The 19,393-nt window shown below is 51.3% G+C and carries 12 protein-coding genes; 10 read left to right on the forward strand and 2 right to left on the reverse strand.

The genetic code is table 11. From position 1 onward, the window contains the following. The first annotated feature begins 106 nt into the window (after window positions 1-106). From Mal48_RS06690 to Mal48_RS06725, 8 genes are all read left to right on the forward strand, one after another. Window positions 107-424 (forward strand): hypothetical protein, encoded by a 318-nt coding sequence (locus Mal48_RS06690; RefSeq protein WP_145197325.1) that lies wholly within the window; start codon window positions 107-109, stop codon window positions 422-424. Between the two features lie 493 nt (window positions 425-917). Continuing rightward, window positions 918-1,940, forward strand: coding sequence for a fatty acid desaturase family protein (locus Mal48_RS06695; protein WP_145205848.1), 1,023 nt, complete (start codon window positions 918-920; stop codon window positions 1,938-1,940). A 159-nt stretch (window positions 1,941-2,099) separates the two neighbouring features. Further along, window positions 2,100-2,762, forward strand: coding sequence for a class I SAM-dependent methyltransferase (locus tag Mal48_RS06700; RefSeq protein ID WP_145197327.1), 663 nt, complete (start codon window positions 2,100-2,102; stop codon window positions 2,760-2,762). A gap of 251 nt (window positions 2,763-3,013) precedes the next feature. Beyond that, window positions 3,014-4,660 (forward strand): arylsulfatase, encoded by a 1,647-nt coding sequence (locus tag Mal48_RS06705; RefSeq protein ID WP_145197329.1) that lies wholly within the window; start codon window positions 3,014-3,016, stop codon window positions 4,658-4,660. Further along, window positions 4,657-7,146, forward strand: coding sequence for a GDSL-type esterase/lipase family protein (locus Mal48_RS06710; RefSeq protein ID WP_197442119.1), 2,490 nt, complete (start codon window positions 4,657-4,659; stop codon window positions 7,144-7,146). Before Mal48_RS06705 ends, Mal48_RS06710 begins: the two co-directional genes overlap by 4 nt. 541 nt (window positions 7,147-7,687) lie before the next feature. Continuing rightward, window positions 7,688-8,245: a DUF2179 domain-containing protein gene (locus Mal48_RS06715; RefSeq protein WP_145197333.1), complete on the forward strand. Its 558-nt coding sequence runs from the start codon at window positions 7,688-7,690 to the stop codon at window positions 8,243-8,245. Window positions 8,246-8,682: 437 nt separating this feature from the next. Beyond that, window positions 8,683-10,248, forward strand: coding sequence for a cysteine--tRNA ligase (gene cysS, locus Mal48_RS06720; protein ID WP_145197335.1), 1,566 nt, complete (start codon window positions 8,683-8,685; stop codon window positions 10,246-10,248). Between the two features lie 307 nt (window positions 10,249-10,555). Further along, on the forward strand, window positions 10,556-13,825 hold the full coding sequence (locus Mal48_RS06725) for a YCF48-related protein (RefSeq protein WP_145197337.1): 3,270 nt from the start codon (window positions 10,556-10,558) through the stop codon (window positions 13,823-13,825). 67 nt (window positions 13,826-13,892) lie between these two features. Here the strand turns inward: Mal48_RS06725 and Mal48_RS06730 are convergent, their stop codons facing one another. Continuing rightward, on the reverse strand, window positions 13,893-14,123 hold the full coding sequence (locus Mal48_RS06730; RefSeq protein WP_145197339.1) for a hypothetical protein: 231 nt from the start codon (window positions 14,121-14,123) through the stop codon (window positions 13,893-13,895). Between the two features lie 175 nt (window positions 14,124-14,298). Then, window positions 14,299-15,324, reverse strand: a complete 1,026-nt coding sequence (locus tag Mal48_RS06735) for an IS110 family RNA-guided transposase (RefSeq protein ID WP_145197159.1) — start codon at window positions 15,322-15,324, stop codon at window positions 14,299-14,301. A gap of 820 nt (window positions 15,325-16,144) precedes the next feature. On the opposite strand from Mal48_RS06735, the gene Mal48_RS06740 reads away from it, so the two are divergent. Together Mal48_RS06740 and Mal48_RS06745 are read left to right on the forward strand one after the other, a co-directional pair. Next, a complete protein-coding gene (locus Mal48_RS06740) occupies window positions 16,145-17,113 on the forward strand; it encodes a YybH family protein (protein ID WP_145197341.1) in 969 nt (322 codons plus the stop codon). Between the two features lie 154 nt (window positions 17,114-17,267). Further along, window positions 17,268-19,295: a tetratricopeptide repeat protein gene (locus Mal48_RS06745; RefSeq protein ID WP_145197343.1), complete on the forward strand. Its 2,028-nt coding sequence runs from the start codon at window positions 17,268-17,270 to the stop codon at window positions 19,293-19,295. The last annotated feature ends 98 nt before the right edge of the window (window positions 19,296-19,393 follow it).

Raw genomic sequence — 19,393 nt, forward strand, 5'->3', positions numbered from 1 at the left:
TCTAGAGCATTTTCATTGCTTGGCGTGCCTGTGAAGTTCACACCCATCACTTCATAGACTGCTCCTCACGAGGCAGTGCGTAAAGACTAAGATTGGATTTGCTCTAGTGGCGACCTACACAGTTTACACGCTGATCTATTTACTGATCTTGGGGGTGACCTGGATCGGACCGCGTTTGTTCGGGCTTCTCGGAATGTTCGCAAGCCATATTTTGACTGTGTTCATTTGGAGCACCTGTTCCGTCGCTCTCGCTGAATTTGGTCTGGGCGTCGAATATGAGGGGATTTTTACATTTATTGAATTATTGATTCAGTCCTTCCTGATCAATCTTCTGCTGTGCCCTGTCGCAATTCATGCCATGTTCCGTTGGCGTCGTTTATCACCAATTTCACCGCTCTTTGATCATGAAAAACAAGTTCATTGATGTCTCTGTGAAGCAATCGGATTGAGAGTTCGCTGGCCAGGTTTCATCGTAGTACGTGGAACAAGTTCCCGAGAAGGACGGTTGGACAGGTTATCTTGTGTACCAAATACGAAATGTTTTCTGATGCGGCGTGGGCTAGCTAGAACCAGTCCGACAACCTCTGGAATAGCCGCTTTTCTCAGCGTTTGAGAGAGCAATTTCACGTTTCACGACCAGTTCTAGACAGTGTGCAACGTTTCTGTCTGCAGGTTCAGCGATCCATGCTTTTTCAGTGGTGTTTTCTCAGCGACATTTCTCGTTAAGACGGGGGCGACGTGGGTTCTTCGTTGGGGGGAATTCTCATGAAATGCTCTCAAGCTGCAAAATCGGCCTATTCGCCGACCGATGGTTCACCTATGTTTCTCTCTCATTGCTTCGAGGTTCAGCAGATCTCGCACAGCAGCACTTATTCATCGATCCCATGTCGGGAACTCAGACGATCGATCGGTCACCGATGCGGACGGAAAAAGAGTTGCTGATTGCCACGAAGCAGTATAGCAGCGAGAACCGACTTCTCAGCTGGTGGCATTTGCTTTCAACAATCGCTGCCTTCATCGGCCTGTTCACGCTTACGTGGATGAAGACGCCGCTTTGGCTTCGAATTCCAGCCGGGGTCTGCTCTGGTCTCACATTCGTTCGCCTGTTCTGTATCTATCACGATTTTGCTCATCATTCGATTCTACATGGATCGAAACTGGCGAAGGTGATTATGTACACGTACGGCTTTCTCGGTTTGAGTCCGCCGAGCATCTGGATTCGCTCCCACAATCATCATCACAACAACAACTCGAAACTACACGGAATCGGTTTTGGGTCGTATCCGCTGATGACGACCGATGAATGGGCTGTTGCCACGAAACGCGAGCGATTTACGTACGCTGCGACACGGCATCCGCTGACGATCGCTTGCGGCTACATCACAATTTTTCTTTTCGGAATGTGTATTCGCTCTTTCTTCATTAGTCCCAAGCGGCACTGGGATTGTGGTGTGACAGCGGTTCTACATGTTGGCATTCTTGCTTGGGTGGCGACTTACGGGTTGGATGTTTTAGTTTTCTCGCTCCTGCTTCCCATCGCAGTGGCATCCTGTATGGGAGCCTATCTGTTCTACGCTCAACACAATTTTCCAGGCGTGCAGTACGGTGATCGTGAAGACTGGACTTACGTCAAGGCTGCCCTGAAATCGAGCAGTTACATCAAAATGAATCCGCTGATGCGATGGTTTACTGCGAATATCGGTTACCACCATATTCACCATCTCAATCACCGTATCCCCTTCTATCGCCTGCCTGAAGCGATGGCCGGACTGCCGGAACTGCAGTCACCTGTCACCACAACTCTCAGCCCGAAAAGCATTCTGGCATGCTTTAGATCGAAGTTGTGGTGTGTGGAGGAGCAACGATACGTATCCTTTGATTACCTGCCACCGACCCCAATCAAACAGCTGCCTCAGACTGTGGGAATCGTCAATTTGTGATAGGTCAGGGCAAGTGACGGGTTTGCGCAAACAGGGAAGCCGTAGCAGGAGGGATCCTTTCAGCCTGATTTTCTCCGTCGGAGAATGATGCGTGGTTTGAAAATTGGACCGCTTGGTGGCTCAACTGGAAGTCCTGTTGAGTCGATACGCAGAGGTCAAATGGAAAACGATATCAGTAGAATCACCTGTCCTCTTTGCTCTGCCGATCACGTGCTTCCGCTACATGTCGACAAGTGGCGCGAGTATGTTCGTTGCGTCGCTTGTCAATTGACGTTTGTTCCGTCTGTTTTTCATCTCACGCCATCTGACGAAAAAGCGGTCTACGATCTGCACCAGAATTCGCCTTCTGATCATCGCTATCGGAACTTTCTCAGCCGCCTCTTTGAACCGGTTCATGGCCGGATCGCTGCGGGCAGTCATGGACTCGACTTCGGTTCGGGGCCGGGGCCGACTCTGTCGGTCATGTTCGAGGAGGCTGGTCATCATATGGCTATCTACGATCCCTACTATGCTCCTGAGACGGCTCCGCTGACCCTGCAGTACGACTTTGTCACTGCGAGCGAGGTCGTCGAGCACTTTTGTAATCCCGGTGAGGAATTGTGTCGACTCTGGTCATATCTCAAGCCCGGAGGGTTGCTCGGCATTATGACCAAGCTCGTTCTGGATCGAGAAGCATTTGCCGACTGGCATTACAAGAATGACCGAACTCACGTCAGCTTTTTCTCTCGCGAGACTTTTGCATGGCTGGCAGAAGATTGGAATGCAGAATTGGTTTTTGTGGGTGACGATGTCATGCTCTTGCGGCATCGTGCAGACGTGTAGACAAGCAGACATCAACGGGACATAGAGTCGTAGATGCTTGAGCGTCAGCGTCATTTCTGAAGCGAATTGAGACGTTCAGATTTCGATGGCGATGAAGCGTGCGGCGGGGATTCGGCATGGGGCCCTGCTCTGCCCTGCAAACACGCCTTTCATTTTGTTATGACTATGATTGTTATAAATGCTTGTTGAAAATGCACGCCGCGAATTTGCTGGTCCATGGCTCAACGATCAGCACAAAGGGAATGTCGAACATGAAAAATCTGCAGGCGCTGACTTTTGAGTACGGCTGGTTCAGGCATTTTGCAGCTTTCGCTTTGTTGAGTTACCTTGCTTTCGCTGGGCGAGATTTGAACGCCGCTGATGATCGGCCGAACATTGTGTTGATCATGGCAGATGATCTGGGGTATTCGGATCTGGGGTGTTATGGCGGAGAGATTGAGACGCCGAGCATTGACCGGTTGGCAGCAGAGGGGCTGAAGTTTTCGCAGTTCTACAACTGTGCCGTTTGCCGAACATCGCGTGTCGCACTACTGACCGGACTCCATCCACGACGTGTTAAAGGACGGATGCTCCACGATAACATGACGACGCTTGGCGAAGTTGTGAAGTCAGCGGGCTATCGTACCAGCCTCATCGGGAAATGGCATTTCCCGGTCACCAAGCCACAAGACCGAGGTCGACTCCCGACTCGTCGTGGATTCGATCACTACTACGGACTTGCAGCAGGCTGTTGCAACTTCTTTGATCCTGCGAAACCTTTTCCCGACTATTACCAAGGTCAGGGGCCGGAACCGTTTCTTGATCAAGAGACTCCGATCACCGAGTTCCCCGAAGATTATTACACAACGGATGCGTTCACTGATCGAGCGGTGGAGCAAATTCAGGAGTTCGCTGAGGCAGAGAAAAAAACGCCATTCTTTCTGCATCTCTGCTACAACGCGCCGCACTATCCGCTGCATGCCAAACCGAAGGACATCGCCAAGTATCAAGGGCGTTTCGATGATGGTTACTTTGCCATGCGCGAACGGCGAATCGAACGGCTCAAGGAACTTGGTCTGATTAATCAGGATTGGAAATTGTCAGAACCTGACCCGCAGCAGAGTCGACTGACTTATGACTATGAAATCACCCCCTGGGATGAGGTCAAAAACATTGCACGTGAACGGCGTCGGATGGAGGTTTACGCAGCGATGGTCGATTCGATGGATCAGGGGATTGCACGTGTCATGGAGGCGCTCGAACGGAGCGGGATTGCAGAGAACACTTGCGTGATTTTCTTGTCCGACAACGGTGGCTGCGCTTCGCATTCGGGGTATCGAAACGTCGAAGTCAAGAAGGCTCACGAAGAGTATAACAAAGAACTTCCTGGCAGCATCGACACTTACGACTATGTGGCTCAGGGGTGGGGTTGGGCACAGAACGCACCGTTTCGTCGCTACAAGGTTTGGACGCACGAAGGTGGAATCTCGACGCCGATGATCGTCCGCTGGCCGAAGAAAATTCGTGCAGGGACGTTGACGCATCAGGTCGGGCACATCGTCGACTTCATGCCGACAATCATTGAAATGTCAGGAGCGACGTATCCAGAATTTCGTGAAGAGATCGAAGTCTTACCCACAGATGGAGTCAGCCTGTTGCCTGTTTTCGAAGGCAGGCAGCGGGCGGATCACGATTCTCTGTTCTGGTATCTGTACGGAAACCGCGCCGTGCGAAAGGGAAAATGGAAACTGGTTTGGGGGAGCAATGTGAAGAAGTGGGAACTCTTCGACATGGAGGCAGACCGGACTGAAACCAATGACCTCGCTGCCGAGAATCCACAGATTGTGAAAGAGCTGGAAGCAGAGTGGCTGCAATGGGCCAGGAAAACCGGCGCACCGCTGAAAGGAAATGCACTATGATCAACTCTCTGACACAGACTCTGAGAATCGTCATCGCGGTCGGGTTTGTCGCGGCTTCTTCGACAGCTCTCTTCGCCCAGGAACCAACTACGATTGTCGCTTTTGGAGATTCGACAACTGCTGTCCGTGGGAAGTTGAAGACATATTCCAAATTTCTACAAACCGGACTTTCCCGAAGTGATGTCCCCGTGCACGTCATTAACGCGGGCATCGGTGGAAACAATACTCAGCATGCACGGGCTCGCTTCGAGAAAGACGTCCTCTCGCACGACCCGGATGTTGTGATTATCCAATTCGGAATTAACGACGCTGCTGTTGATGTCTGGAAAACTCCACCTGCGACGCAACCACGAATCGCTTTGGAAGAGTACGAAACCAACTTGCGGCACTTCATCGCTGAACTTCACAAACGTAAAGTGAAGATCATTCTCATGACGCCCAATCCGCTGCGTTGGACGCCGAAAATGCTCGAAATGTATGGCAAGTCCCCTTATCTTCCAGAAGAGAAAGATGGCTTCAATGTTCTGCTCAGGGAGTATGCAGAAGCTGTTCGCGAAATCGCCAAAGCTGAAGATGTCCAGTTGGTTGATGTCGAGAGAGCCTTTGATAGGTTTGAGAAAGCAAAAGGAGAGTCCGTTGATGATCTTTTGCTTGACGGGATTCATCCCAACGAGCGTGGACATCGCCTGATCGCAGATGCACTGATCTCCCTCCTGACACCGGAAAAGCCGCCTTTGAAGAAGCCCGTGTCGAAGAAAACGACGTTGTCGCATCCGGATCAATGGCAGCATGCAGCCAAGGCTGAACTCATCACGGATATGACTCTCTGCACACCCGCCGACGCTCTCTCTGACCGTCGGCATCATGATAAGTGGAAAGTGTTCGAGTATGAAACAGCCGATTTTTCTGGGAAATGTGTCTCCATCGGTCGCGAATCCTCGGCTCCTGACCTGACCTTGAAGCTGAACAAGAAAGGCTGGCACGCTGTTTATATTGGCTTGAGTACAATCACCGATCTGGTACGTCCGGCGAAGAATAATGTCGAAGCGAAATTCACCAGCGACCCGGCTTACACTCGTCTGACGAATCGACAGAATCTCGCTTCCCGTCGGCGAGATGTCTTAGAAGAAGTCTTTCTGGGGGCTGTCGATCTGACGGACAACGATTTGCAGTTCTCAACTGTGTATAAAATGCCGGCGCGGATTCACTATGTCAAAACGATTCCTTTGAGCGAGGAGGAAGTCGCAGCGCTGCTTGAAGATCGTGCCCAGTCGGTCACGAAAACCTCGGTGGCAACCTTCGACGGATATACGTGGATTCATCCCTTTCGCCCACAAAACCGAGCCGATCTGGCAGCGACCTTCTCAGCGTATCGTGACAGTGATTTCAAGACCTGGTGGTTTCAACTCGGTGGAGCGGATTTAGTGCATCATCCGAGTCAGGTGGGCAACCTGATGGGTGGGCATCTCGATACATTTCCTCGGGGTGTTGATCGCGAATATGTAGAATCGGTGCGCCACCTGCATCAACAAAGGATTGATCCGCTGAAGGTCGCAGCCGACGAGGCACATGCTCAGAATGCCGAATTCTTCGTCTGCTTGCGCGCAGCTGGCTGGAAAGCAGCCCCTCCCTGGGAGGAATTCTTCATAAGCGATTTTTATGAAGCTCATCCTGAGTGGCGCTGTATTGATTATGACGGCACGCCGACAATGCACCTCAGCTACGCAGCGGAAGAAGTGCAAGACCATCTCATCGAGGTTTACCGAGAAGCACTCAAATGCGGGGCGGATGGGGCTGGATTCCTGTTCCATCGGGGGATGCCGATGATTCTCTGGGAAGAACCATTCTGTCAGCGATTCATAAAAGAATTTGGCGAAGACCCACGTGAAATCGCAGAGGATGATCCACGTGTGTTTCAACTTCGAGCAAAGATTGTGACGGAATTTATTCGCAAAATCAGAGCAGTCCTCGATGAAACCGCAGCGACCCGCGATGATCCCAAAAAACGACTCAAGCTCGCCGTTTCAACCTTTTCAACACCCGCAGATAACAAGAAGTTTGGGTTGGACGTTGAACGTTGGATTGAAGAGGAACTGATCGATCAAATCGGGATCGCGTGGTTTGCTTACTACACCAGCGGGCTGCGAACCAAAACTGGTGATACGCCCTACTATGCAAAAATCACAGAGGGCACGAATGTGAAAATCTTTCCCTTCTATGTCGGTTGGAAAATGAAATCCGCCGAGGTTTTGCAGCAGAGCGTCGCTCGCGATTACGATAACGGGGCCGACGGAATCGCTGTCTGGGATCCGAATCAGTTCGTCAATTGGGAATCCGGCAAACATCCGTATTGGCCTCTCGTCTCCAAACTCGGTCATCGCCAACAAGTCCGCAACGGCTCGCTGATCTACACCCCCGTGACAACCCCACTCACCAGACTCGGCGAAAACCACTACAGCCGCTGGTACCCCAACACCGGATTCTAAAACACGTTCGTGTTTTTTGTGTCCGTGAAGATCGCTTCTCGTGTGATGAAACGCTGATGTCCACGAGACAGTTCGCGTATATCTTTTTCAAAACTGTTCTCAACACGTTCGTGTTTTTGTGTCCGTGAAGATCGCTTCTTGTGTGATGAAGCGCTGATGTCAACGAGACGGTTCGCATACATCTTTTTCAAAACTGTTCTCAACACGTTCGTGTTTTTTGTGTCCGTGAAGATCGCTTCTCGTGTGATGAAGCGCTGATGTCCACGAGACAGTTCGCGTATATAATACTCAATACGATTTTAGAGCAAATCCGATCTTGTTCTTTACGTTCTGCCTCATTGACCATCGAAATTTCAATGACGAAACCAGTTGCTCCTGGGCATGCGGTGGAGCGCACTCCTCTTGGAGGGCTGCGAGCAGGACCTGCAACTCAAACGATTGAGCCTCTATGTTATGATGTTGGAAGATTCGTCTGTTTGGCTCTTAATTGAAGCAGGCGAGAGTTCATTTCACACATAAAATTGAAAAGGTTCCCAGCTTCATGCCATGGTTTATTCCGATCCTCATTTTCTTTGCGCGAGTTTGCGATGTCTCTCTCGGTACGGTGCGGACGATTCTGATGATTACTGGCCACCGGGCGCTGGCTGTCGTGCTCGGCGTCGCAGAGGTGACCATTTGGATTCTTGCCGTCGGAGGCGTGATGAAATATCTGAGCTACCCAATCGCGGTCGTCGCCTACGCAGGCGGTTTTGGTGCGGGTGTGTTGATCGGGATGTTGATCGAAGAAAAGCTGGCCCTCGGGTATCGAATGGTACGGGTCGTCTCCAGAGTCGCAGATGTCGATGTGTCGGGGTTGCTTCGTGCTGAAGGTTACCGGGTCACACGTGTTGAGGGGAGTGGGATGATGGGGCCGGTGGAGATTGCTTTTACGGTGATTCGTCGGAAACAGTTGTCGCACGTCCGGAAACTGATGAAAGAGCACGCTCCCGAGGCGTTCATCTCTGTCGAGCGTGTCGAGGCCGCACAAAATGGACAAGCAGTCGCCACAGACTCTCGCTTCGGGAAGTCGCTGTTAGGTAGAATGGTCGTCAGAAAGTAGCCCGCGTCGTCTACATCTGGCGTCTCCGTTGGCATCGAAACGACACCGACAAAGCATACGGGGACGTGACAGTTCCAGTCAGATTTCTTATGGAGCAGTTTGCCTGAGAGTCTGAAGTCAGTCCAATCTTGGCTTGCTTGACTCTGTTCGCTAATCTACCCGAATGATTTGTTGGCTCTCAGCACTTTTGGTCCGCAGCGGACCCATGCGATGGTTTTTAGAACCAGTTCGAAAACCTCTGAAATCGCCCTTTTCTCAATGTTTGAGAGAGCAATTTCAAGTTTCAGGACCAGTTCGAATTCAGATTCAAAATGATTTTACCCGGAATTCTCACCGACCTGCGGTGTCGCGTTCGTTCCGGGTTTTCGACGAGTGAAAACAATCATACTGGTCAAAACACTACGCCCTCACATTTGATGTGACACGGAAGGTCAAAGATGTCGCTTCGCGTATACAATACACTCACCCGCGAGAAGGAACTGTTTGAGACAATCGAGCCGGGAAAGGTCTCGATGTATTTGTGCGGGCCAACGGTTTATAAACCGGCTCACATCGGCCATATGGTCGGACCGGTCATCTTTGATACGGTCAAGCGCTATCTCAGCTACAACGGGTACGATGTCACTTTTGTTATCAATATCACAGACGTTGATGACAAATTGATCAATAAGGCGACTGAGCTCGGAATGGAAGTCAAAGCTCTCGCTGAGCAGATGACGCAGGATTACTTCGACAACCTCAATTCAATGGGTGTTGATTCGATCGATCATTTCCCGTACGCGACCGATTACATCAAAGACATGCAGTCGATGATTCAAGGACTCATCGATAAGGGGCATGCATACCCTCTGAACGGGGATGTCTATTTCAATGTCACCTCCGACGCTGACTACGGAAAACTGAGTCGGCGCAGTGTCGAAGCGATGATGGCGGGAACACGCGTCGAATCTAATGAATCCAAGAAAAACCCTGCGGACTTCGCACTCTGGAAGGGCTCGAAAGATGGCGAACCGGCCTGGGAGAGTCCCTGGGGACCGGGACGGCCTGGATGGCACATTGAATGTTCAGTGATGAGCTGCAGGATTCTCGGTGAGTCGATCGACATTCACGGCGGCGGGCTCGACTTGATGTTCCCGCACCATGAGAACGAACTCGCACAGTCCGAGTCATCTTCGGGGAAAACCTTCGTGCGGTACTGGATGCACAACGGGTTGATGCAGTCCGGGAAAAACACCGGCAAAGTTGGTGGTGGTCACGATAAGCGGGGAGACAAGCCTGTCTCGGAAAGTGATGCGGAAGAAGCTCAAATTGCGAACAAGCTGGCTGGGTCCGCCGGAGCTGAGTCGGTCAAGACAGCGGTCTTTGCACATCACCATCCTGAAGTCGTCCGCTTCTTTTTGCTCTCGACGCACTACCGCAGCCCGATTGATTTCTCTCTGGAGAATATTGCGAATACTGAAAAAAGTATGGAAGGCTTTTACCGGATGTTCGAGAACTTCGAACGTATCACCGGTGAGTGTTTCTACGAACTGCCAGCACCGACGACTCGCGAGGCGACTACCGATCTTGCTGGACTTAGTGAGGAATCGAAAACAGTTCTGACCGATTTGCGAGACCGATTCCTCGAAGCGATGGATGACGACTTCAATACCGGCGGTGGGATTGGTCTGCTGTTTGAAATGCGGCGCGTCATCAATGGTTTTGTCAGTCAAAATAAGCTCGAAGAGTCTTGCAGCGACGAGCAGAAGTCTCAACTGAAAACCATGCTGACGCTCTTCAAAGAGCTCTCGAACCTTGTCGGGGTCTTTCGCAAGCCGATTGAGAAGGAAACCGGTGTCGACGACGAATTCGTCAACGGCCTGATGGACTTGGTGCTAGAGATTCGTAAGCAAATGCGAGAAGAAAAGAACTGGGCCGTCGCAGATAAAATTCGTGATGCTTTGAACGAACTGAAAGTCGAAGTGGAAGATGGCAAAGAGGGCGTCCGCTGGAGCCGTGGATAAGTCTCGTCGCTTCGACGAAACGAGCAACGTGAAAAGCCAGCTCTTCGTGTCCGTCATCGGTCTTGACGCTGGGAACGATTCTGCAATAGCTTCTCAATGACACTATTGGCGGGATCGGTCTGCGCAGTGGATTGTGCGTTTCACGAGAGCGAATCTGAAATCCGTCTTAACAGTACTGTCTCGTGGCAACAGCGTATGGACTTGTGAAAACGTACTTCGCGGACAAGAGAAGCATTGGAAATGCTCTAGAGTGACCAATAGCTGTCTGAAATTTTCCCGTCGGGAATCATCGATTGAGAGAACGAGCATGGATGCTAAAGATTTGAACAGGCGTGTGACAAATGCACTGTTATTCGTGCTCTTTCTCTGGCTGCCCGGCGGAGGCTTTCTCAACGCTCAAGAGCTGAGTCTGAATGCTCAATCACAACTTTCAGTCTCTCCCTCTCAGGATGATGCCACTCTGCATGATGTGACATTTGTTGGAAATGAAACAGGTTGGGCAGTTGGCGAGAAAGGGGCAATTTGGAAGACGACCAACGGTGGACGAAGTTGGAGCTTCATCCATGCGCATCCTCAACTCCAATCCTATACCCTGGAAAGCGTTCATTTTCTCACGAACCGTGTGGGCTGGATTTCCGGTGGCACTGTTTCTCAGGTGGGGCGAGTCCATCACGGGATTGTACTTGCGACAACCGATGGGGGCGAAACCTGGACTGTGAAGTCTCACAACCAGTTGCCGTATCTCAGGTCGATTCAGTTCTTTGATTTAGACAGAGGTTTGGCCGTTGGAGAAAGAACCGCCAAGTATCCCTCTGGGGTGATGAATACTTCGGATGGTGGGCAGACCTGGACAGCGATCCCTGCCAACGAAAATGCAACTTGGAATGAAGCCGCATTTTTCAATGGAGATACGGGTTTCGTCGTTGGCGATGAAGGGGCTCAGTCGACATTTGCGAACGGAGCATTAATCGCTGGCGGTGGAAATCTTGGTGGGTTGAAAGCGTTTCGTGATGTCAGTGTTGATTCGACCGGATCGTGCTGGATGGTTGGCGATGGAGCGTTAATGCTGACGAGTGAAGATCGCGGAGTGAGTTGGTCGCTTCCTGAATTGCGGCTTCCTAAAGAATACGGCGACTTCTTTGACTTCAGTTGTGTTGCTCAAAAAGGAGGGCATGTCTGGATCGCCGGGAGACCCGGATCGGTCATTCTGCACTCTCCGAATGGTGGGCAGAACTGGGAAATTCAATCGACCGGCGAGAGTGCCCCGTTAAAAAGTTTGCACTTCAGCGATGAGCATCATGGTGTCGCAGTCGGGATGTTCGGGCGTATTTGCGTCACTGAGGATGGTGGGCAAACCTGGAAGACGGTGCGAGGGAACAATCGTCGCCTCGCCTTCTGGGCTTTGCATGGTCACAAGAGTCGCGTTCCGTTGGGGTTTTTAACTCGTTGGTCGCGTGAAGCGGGGTACCGTTCTGCTGTCACTCTCACATCACGTCGTGATTTAGGCGTGGATTCTCACTTCGCCCGGGACGATCGAGTCTTGCTGGAGCAGGCGGTTCTCGTCGCCGGTGGCAACAGTGCGATGATTGATTGGCGATTACCAGTTTCGTTGCCCGGGTTGGATCGTGATGACGAGAAACTTCTTGATGAATGGTTCAGTCTGACGGAGAATCGGCTGCAACAGGTTTTGCTGGGGAATTTGGTTGCTCAAATTCGAACCTGGAAACCGGATGTCATTTTGCTGGACGAACCTCCCAAAGATGACGCGGTGACAAAACTGATTCATCACGCGCTCCCGCAGGCTGTGGAGCAGGCTCAGGACCCCAACAGGTATCCGGAACATTTCAAGGTCGGGCTGGCACCATGGAGTGTGAAGAAAGTTGTGATGGAGCGCGCTCCGGGTTTGAAGGGCTCAATGACTCAGGACAATTTTGAAATTTTGCCGCATCTGAAAACAACACTCGATGTTGCCGAGAAACAGGCATCATCACGATTGTTTAAAGAGTCGGACTCAACCATTTCGAATCGCGGTTACGAAGTCTTGTACCTTGCTGCGGGGTTGGAACTCTCGAAGGGGACTCTCTTCGGAGACTTGGGGATTTCAAAAGGCTCGGACGCTCGTCGAGATGTCCCATCAATTCGATCGATCGACTACGATCGTCTAATCGATGAGGCAAAACATCGGCGGACAATGACAGCGATCACGCAGCGAATGATCGACAGTCCTCAACAAGGTGCACAACTCCTTGCGCAGCTGGGAGAAATTCTCAAACCACTTTCAGATGAACAGGCTGCCGCTCAATTGGCAAATCTGGCTTTGAAGTATCGAGAGAGCGGTCAATGGAAGTTGGCTGAAGAGACGTATTCGCAGTTGATCATTAACTATTCTCGGGAGCCCGCCGCACTGGATGCGATGTTGTGGTTGGTTGAGTATTCAACGAGTGCCGAGATGAACTGGCAGCGGTTGCGGACAATCAACGCGAGCAACTCGCAAATCCAGGTTGATCCGACAATCGTTCAGGCCAACTTTCAGAAAGCTCTCGACGTTGCTGCACGAAATGCGACTGTCGCCGGGTTTGAGAATGAAGTTCGTCAACTCGATAGCCCTTTGGATGGGAACTCAAACCCATTGGTCCCCACCCTCGGCAACTCCCCTGCTCTTCTCAATGGAGATGCGACTGGTGCAAATCAGTACGAGCTGCAACTTCGTCGCTGGCAGGAAACAGCAGGCTTGATTGTTGAGGATATGTCGGCCGCATATCCGCGTCTCTTCGAAAAGGATGAGATTCAATTCGTGGTCGCAGCCTTAATGCGTCGGCGAAAGCAAGCACGTCGGGCAGACGAAATCTACGGTCGATACTTACAGCGTTTGAACGATGATGATCCCTGGCACGTTGCAGCCAAGGGAGAGGCGTATTTGATTCGTCCCGGAGCGGTCTCTCCGAAACCAGTGGTCTCTTGTAAATCGACTCAACTCGCTCCTGTGCTGGATGGTCGAATCACTGACCTTTGTTGGTCGGAAGCGAATGAAATTCAGCTCGGGAAAGAATCGACCGATGCGGATTTCATTGGGACTGAGCAGGCACGTGGTGGGCAGGTTCAGATCGTTGAACAGAAACCGATTGTCATGTTCTCGCATGATCAAGAGTATCTTTACATCGGGGGAACTGTCCCGAAGAGCGATGAGATTGAGTATTCTGAAACTGAGCAAGCAGGTCGTCCTCGGGATGCTGATCTCGGGAAACATGACTACATCTCCATTCAGTTCGATATCGATCGTGACTACGTCACGTATTATCGTTTCGATGTCGATCAACGTGGCTGGACTCGCGAAGCTTGTTGGGATGCCTGGGGATATAATCCCGAATGGTTTGTAGCCGCTGCACAGGATGCAACAACATGGTCATTTGAAATTGCGATTCCAATTCAAGAACTCGTCGCTTCTGAACTGAACGTGAATCAGACTTGGGCGTTGGGGGTCACACGTGTTATCCCGGGAGTCGGAGTTCAAAGCTGGACGAACTCCGGCGGCGAGACACCCTTGCCACCCCGCTTTGGTTTTCTTCGATTCGAATAAAGATTTTCCAATGTTCACTGTAGCCGTGAAGATCGCTTTAGCGACTTCGTAGAACGCTTGCTACGAATCAGAACGTTGAGACCAGCATTTTCTTTAAGAGACCCGATTCTTCACGGGGGACACGGTAGAGCATCCATGAGGAAGTTTCTGTCAAGTCGGGAGTGAGACGATTGCGGGATTTTCCAGGCATCCATCCGGCATCACTCACCGAAGTGAGGCGCCAATAGACATGATTCGGTCGGTCCCATTCAAACTGACGGTCTCGAAGACCATGCTCTACCACGGGATCCAACTGCAATCCCACTCTCCATCTCGACGTGAAACTCTGAACACTCTACTGCTGTGATTTTACTATAAAATGATCTTGCGTGAGTCCCTTTCGCCTCGCCCTGGCCTGGGTCTGCAACTCAAATTGAGACCCAGGTGATGGTGCGGTGAATGGGACGGTCTCTTTTGCTGAGCTCGAGTCGGGCTCAGGCACTGACCGCAGGAACGGCCTCTTTCCAAAGTGTGCCATGTTTGAGCATCGCCCACATGACTCGTGACAAGTAATGTGACGTCGCCACCAAGGCAATTTTCTTGCGTGCCGGATCGTCGCGTTGAATTCTCTCGAAGTAGGCTCGGACCGTTGCCGATCGGCGGATCGCTTGCCAGGCGGCTTCGGTCAACATCGCACGAGCTGCCGCAGAGCCTTGTCGAGTGATGTGTCCCAGGCGGTTCTTGTCCGACGATTGATCCTGAGTCGGAACCAGACCGAAGTAGGCTCCCACCTGTTTGCTGCTTTTGAAGCGATGCGGATCGTCGATGAATGCGACCATTGTCTCGGCGGTTCGCAGACCAACTCCCGGAATCGATTGCAGCTGAAAGACAGCGGGGTTGTCCCGGGAGAATTTTTTCAATTCGGTTTCGAGCCTTTGCACCTGCGTTGTCAAAAAATCGATTTCCTGGACAAGTATGTCTCGTTTTATTGCCAGCAGCGATTGTTCGAATGTCAGTTCTTTGAGCCACTGCATCCCTGCTTTGGTCCAGAGACCAGGTCGCGTGGGAGCTTTGATTCCCAATGATCTTAACAAGGCTCGAATTCCATTCTTGGCTCGGGTTCGCTTTTCGATGGTTCGCTTGCGGAAGGTGACCAGTTCCCGCCACGCCCGGACGTCGGCGGGTGGGACATGGACCTCGGGAAGTTGATCGACATACAACAGCTTGGTGAGCTTTTCGGCATCGTTGCGGTCGTTCTTCTTGTGCGATCTGAAGATCAATCTGAGTTGTCCGGGATGCGCGACCACCACCCGCAGAGCCACTTTCTTGAGTGCTTCGGACAGCCAGCCGTAATTGCAACTCGCCTCGAAACAGACCTGAAACGGCTCGGTCAGCTTGGAAAGCGTTTCGATCAACTGCTTGAGCTCGCGAACCGTCCATCGCTTGTGAACCTTTCCGTTGTTCTTGAGGACGCAAACCGTAATTTGTGTTGTGTGAACGTCTAATCCAACGTAAAACATAGTCGTCTCCTGAGATCGGGGTGGTGAAAAAAACAGTTCCACAATACCCGATTGACGGAGACTTCCTACATAGTTTCAAACTGCTCTGGCGTTGCGATTCGTAGCGATTTGTAATTGTGTTCTCGATCTCTCGATCGACCTCGTTAAGTGACGCGATTTCGCTGACAGTGGTCTTGTCGAAGTCCGTAATCGATTGCGGTGCATGTGACAGATTCGCTTGGCAGGAATCCTCCTTGATGATTCAATTTGGGAGAGAAGTTGTTGGGGCAAACGACGCAGGCGGATGGAGGCGGCTCAGCGACAATCAACCTTCCGCAAGGTTTGACAGTCCGCTTCAGTCCGTTAGCAAAATCAAACAAATTCCCCAAGTCCACTTCTTGTAATCATGACTATTCAAGTTAAACTGAAAACAGTACTGATCCGAAAGCTTGAAGTTGGAATTTCAAAGACTGAAAGTTCTTCATTGCAGGGCTTTCTGAAAAGGTACTCTGGGCAAAGAGTGCCAGATGGACTCATGGACGGGAAGAATCATTCACAATGACCTGATTTTTCGGAGAGCCGAAGAGTCGTGAGTTTCTGTAGCATTTTCGAATTGGTGTTCGCGTCCTGCCTCGTGGCGAACTGCAATTTCGCTAGTGAAACGCGTTCTTCACGAGCACAGGGTACGGCGAGCTATTCTCGTGTCTCGAATTGATTGACTCAGGTCTGTCCCATTTAGCCATCTCACCAGTTCTGATAAAAACTGAGCAAGTGATCGTTGTCCCAGAGAGTGGCAACGATTCGATCGGTCTTGTCAGGCGTTCTAAAAAAGGTTTCAGTTATGCTCCTACGCCCTGCTCTGCGAGGACCATTTGTTCTTATGGCGATGTTGCTCATTGGGAGCAATATCGCGGCTGCTCAGGAGACACCTCAGGTCAAATCCGAGGAATTTACTGTTCCAGAGGAAGAAAAGCCGTTTTGGGAGAGTGCTCAAAAATTCGTCGATGCTTATGCAAATCGTGATGCAGAAGCGATTGGGGAATTGTTCACGGAAGATGCTGGATTCCTGGATGAATTAGGAGTTCGGACACATGGTCGAGCTGCAATCATTTCCCGCTTCGAAGAGGCTTTTGCTGACGGTTCTCAAGCGATGATCGAAGCGATCAATATCGAAGGTGTTCGTTATTTGAGCGAAACCGTTGCCATTGAAGAAGGAGTTGTTCTCGCCACCGAAGGCCCGGGGCAACCGCTCAATCGCAATCGCTACGTCGCAATTCATACGAAGGGGGAAGACGGTGTTTGGCGGATTGAGATTCTCAAGGACTTTCCTCGAGAACCACTCGGTCGCAAACAGCAACTTGCTCAACTCTCATGGATGTTGGGAAAATGGGTGAATGAAGATTCCCAGGCAAAAGTGTATACGGAATGTGACTGGTCTGAAGATGGAAATTTTTTGATCAGAAAATTTGAGGTCCGGACTTTTGACGGTCGCGAACTTTCTGGTGTCCAACGAACCGGTTGGGATCCCATTCACAAAAAGATTCGCTCTTGGACTTTTGATTCTAGTGGTGGGGTCATGTCTGGAGTCTGGACTCAACTGGGAGGGAGTTGGCTCTTAACGTCTGGTGGTTTCAACTCCGAAGGAGAAACTGTGACGAGTACCGCTGTCTATCGGATTGTTGACGCGGAAACGGTCCAGTGGCATTTTGAAAATCTCGTCGTGGGAGATGAAGTCCATCTCGCCGGGGAAACAATTTCGATGGTTCGGCAACCACCAAAACCGGGGCTTACTGAAGCTGCAGAAAAGTAATGTCGGCTCGACTGTTCGAGTTTTTCAATTCCTTTAAGAACTGATCCGAATGTTTGAGGTTGAGCTTTCAGTGAGAAAAGAAGGCACTCATTTCAGGATTCGGATAAGTACAAAACACGAGACGTGAGAATCGACAATTATGAAAACTTCATCAATGAAAATATTCTTTCTATGCCTCGCAGTCAGCTTCGCAGGTGCTGAAGAGGTCGTTGCACGTGGCTTCGGTGGAGGTGGTGGACGCGGCGGCGGAGGCGGCGGACGAAGTTTTGGTGGCGGAGGTGGTGGACGTAGCTTTGGTGGCGGTGGCGGAATCAGTCGCCCCTCTTCTCCTTCTATCAGCCGACCATCTTCGAGGCCATCTTCAAGACCGTCTTCTCCATCGATAAGTCGACCGAGTAGCCGACCAAGCACTCCCAGCAGTCGTCCAAGTATCCCAAGTAGCCGGCCGAGTACTCCCGGCAGTCGGCCAGGCAGTCGCCCAAGCATCCCAAGCAGTCGTCCTAACCTTCCATCTTCTCGTCCCGGAAGTGGAGGAAGTGGACGTCCTGGTCAATTGCCAAGTATTCAACCGGGGAATCGCCCGAGCACTTTACCTGGGAGTCGACCAGGCATTCAGCCGGGAAATCGCCCGAGCATTCAGCCAGGAAATCGTCCAAGCACCCTACCTGGAAATCGCCCCGGCAGCGGTGGCAACAGACCCGGTTCAGGGATTGATACTGGGACAAGATTGCCCGGTCGACCGGGATCTGATGGACGCCCAGCAACTCTTCCGGGACTTGGTGGTGGAACGGGAAATCGCCCTGGTATTGGTGATCGCCCAGGCAATCGCCCCGGGGGTGGAGATCGACCGAATATTGGGGATCGGCCCGGAAACCGCCCTGGAAATGGTGACCGTCCGAACATCGGAGACCGACCAAATGCTGGAGACCGACCCGGCAACCGACCAGATCGTCCGAGCTTCGACGACCGTAAAGATAACTTGAACGATCGTATGGCGAACAGGAATGACAGATGGGACGACCGCAATGACCGGTGGGATGACCGGAATGATCGATGGAACGACCGGAATGACAGATGGGACGACTGGCACGACAGGCACTACCATCATCATGGAGACTGGCACCATGGAAACTGGCATGGTCATTACTATCCGGGGGCTCGCTGGAACTATTGGTGGGACAACTATCCTGTGATGACAGCTTTCGGTGTCACGACATGGGCGGTCAACCGTGTGGGTTGGGCATTTGGATACAATAGTTATGTCAACCCATATGCAACGTCTTATGTTGACAACAGCAGCGCGTATTATGACTACTCACAGCCGATTGTCATGACACCGGATGAGCAAACGCTCGCTGCTGATCCAGCTTCAACGGAGCCTCCTGCTGCACTTCCGGAAACGGCTTTGTCGAGCTTTGATCAAGCGCGAAACGAGTTCTACGACGGTGACTACGATGCAGCCCTCAAGTCGACGGACGCTGCACTCAAGGAGATGCCAAACGATACTGCAATTCATGAGTTCCGAGCGTTGGTCACCTTCGCTCTTGCGGATTATCAACAATCCGCAGCGACTTTGTATGCAGTCTTAAGTGTTGGCCCCGGTTGGGATTGGACAACACTGAGTGGGTTGTACCCAAGTGTCGATGTCTATACTGAACAGCTGCGAGCACTGGAAAGTTATTGCAAGAAAAATCCTTCCGATCAGGCATCTCGTTTTGTCCTTGCGTATCAGTATGTGACCGCAGGTCACAACGACGCAGCAATCGAGCAACTGCAAGGTCTTGTCAAAGCAAACCCGCAGGATCAGGTCTCAATTCAGATGCTTCAGCGGCTTGACCCAGACGCGGAAATCCCGAACCCTGCCAAGAAAGTGGAGCCTCCAAAACCTGCAGACCCTGTTGAAGCGAAACAACTGCAAGGTGACTGGGAAGCAACTCGTGATAAGTCCACTTACGAAATGGAACTCGCAGAGAACCAAGAGTTCACCTGGAAGTTTACGACAGATGGGAAAACTCAAGAAGTCCGTGGAATTTGGAGCGTCGACAAAGATGGAGTTCTGGCAATGGAAATGAACGACTCCGGTGTGATGCTCGCTCAAACCATCGTGAAAGGAAACGATCTTGAGTTCTACATGCTCGGAGACACCACAGGGAATGACCCGATCGATTTTCAAAAGAAATAGAGAATGGTTTTCGAAATGAAGTTAAGAAGCTCTAACAAGATCTCTGAGATTGAGTTGGATCACTGAGATTCCAGGATTTCGTGCAGTTTTTGTTAGAG

The organism is Thalassoglobus polymorphus, from assembly GCF_007744255.1.
Classification (GTDB): Bacteria; Planctomycetota; Planctomycetia; order Planctomycetales; family Planctomycetaceae; genus Thalassoglobus; species Thalassoglobus polymorphus.

Excerpts from the sequence above, each read along its gene's own strand:
- Mal48_RS06695 (WP_145205848.1), top strand. The coding sequence starts at position 918 with ATGCGGACGGAAAAAGAGTTGCTGATTGCCACGAAGCAGTATAGCAGC.
- Mal48_RS06700 (WP_145197327.1), top strand. The coding sequence starts at position 2,100 with ATGGAAAACGATATCAGTAGAATCACCTGTCCTCTTTGCTCTGCCGAT.
- Mal48_RS06705 (WP_145197329.1), top strand. The coding sequence starts at position 3,014 with ATGAAAAATCTGCAGGCGCTGACTTTTGAGTACGGCTGGTTCAGGCAT.
- Mal48_RS06710 (WP_197442119.1), top strand. The coding sequence starts at position 4,657 with ATGATCAACTCTCTGACACAGACTCTGAGAATCGTCATCGCGGTCGGG.
- Mal48_RS06715 (WP_145197333.1), top strand. The coding sequence starts at position 7,688 with ATGCCATGGTTTATTCCGATCCTCATTTTCTTTGCGCGAGTTTGCGAT.
- cysS (WP_145197335.1), top strand. The coding sequence starts at position 8,683 with ATGTCGCTTCGCGTATACAATACACTCACCCGCGAGAAGGAACTGTTT.
- Mal48_RS06725 (WP_145197337.1), top strand. The coding sequence starts at position 10,556 with ATGGATGCTAAAGATTTGAACAGGCGTGTGACAAATGCACTGTTATTC.
- Mal48_RS06735 (WP_145197159.1), bottom strand. The coding sequence starts at position 15,324 with ATGTTTTACGTTGGATTAGACGTTCACACAACACAAATTACGGTTTGC.
- Mal48_RS06740 (WP_145197341.1), top strand. The coding sequence starts at position 16,145 with ATGCTCCTACGCCCTGCTCTGCGAGGACCATTTGTTCTTATGGCGATG.
- Mal48_RS06745 (WP_145197343.1), top strand. The coding sequence starts at position 17,268 with ATGAAAATATTCTTTCTATGCCTCGCAGTCAGCTTCGCAGGTGCTGAA.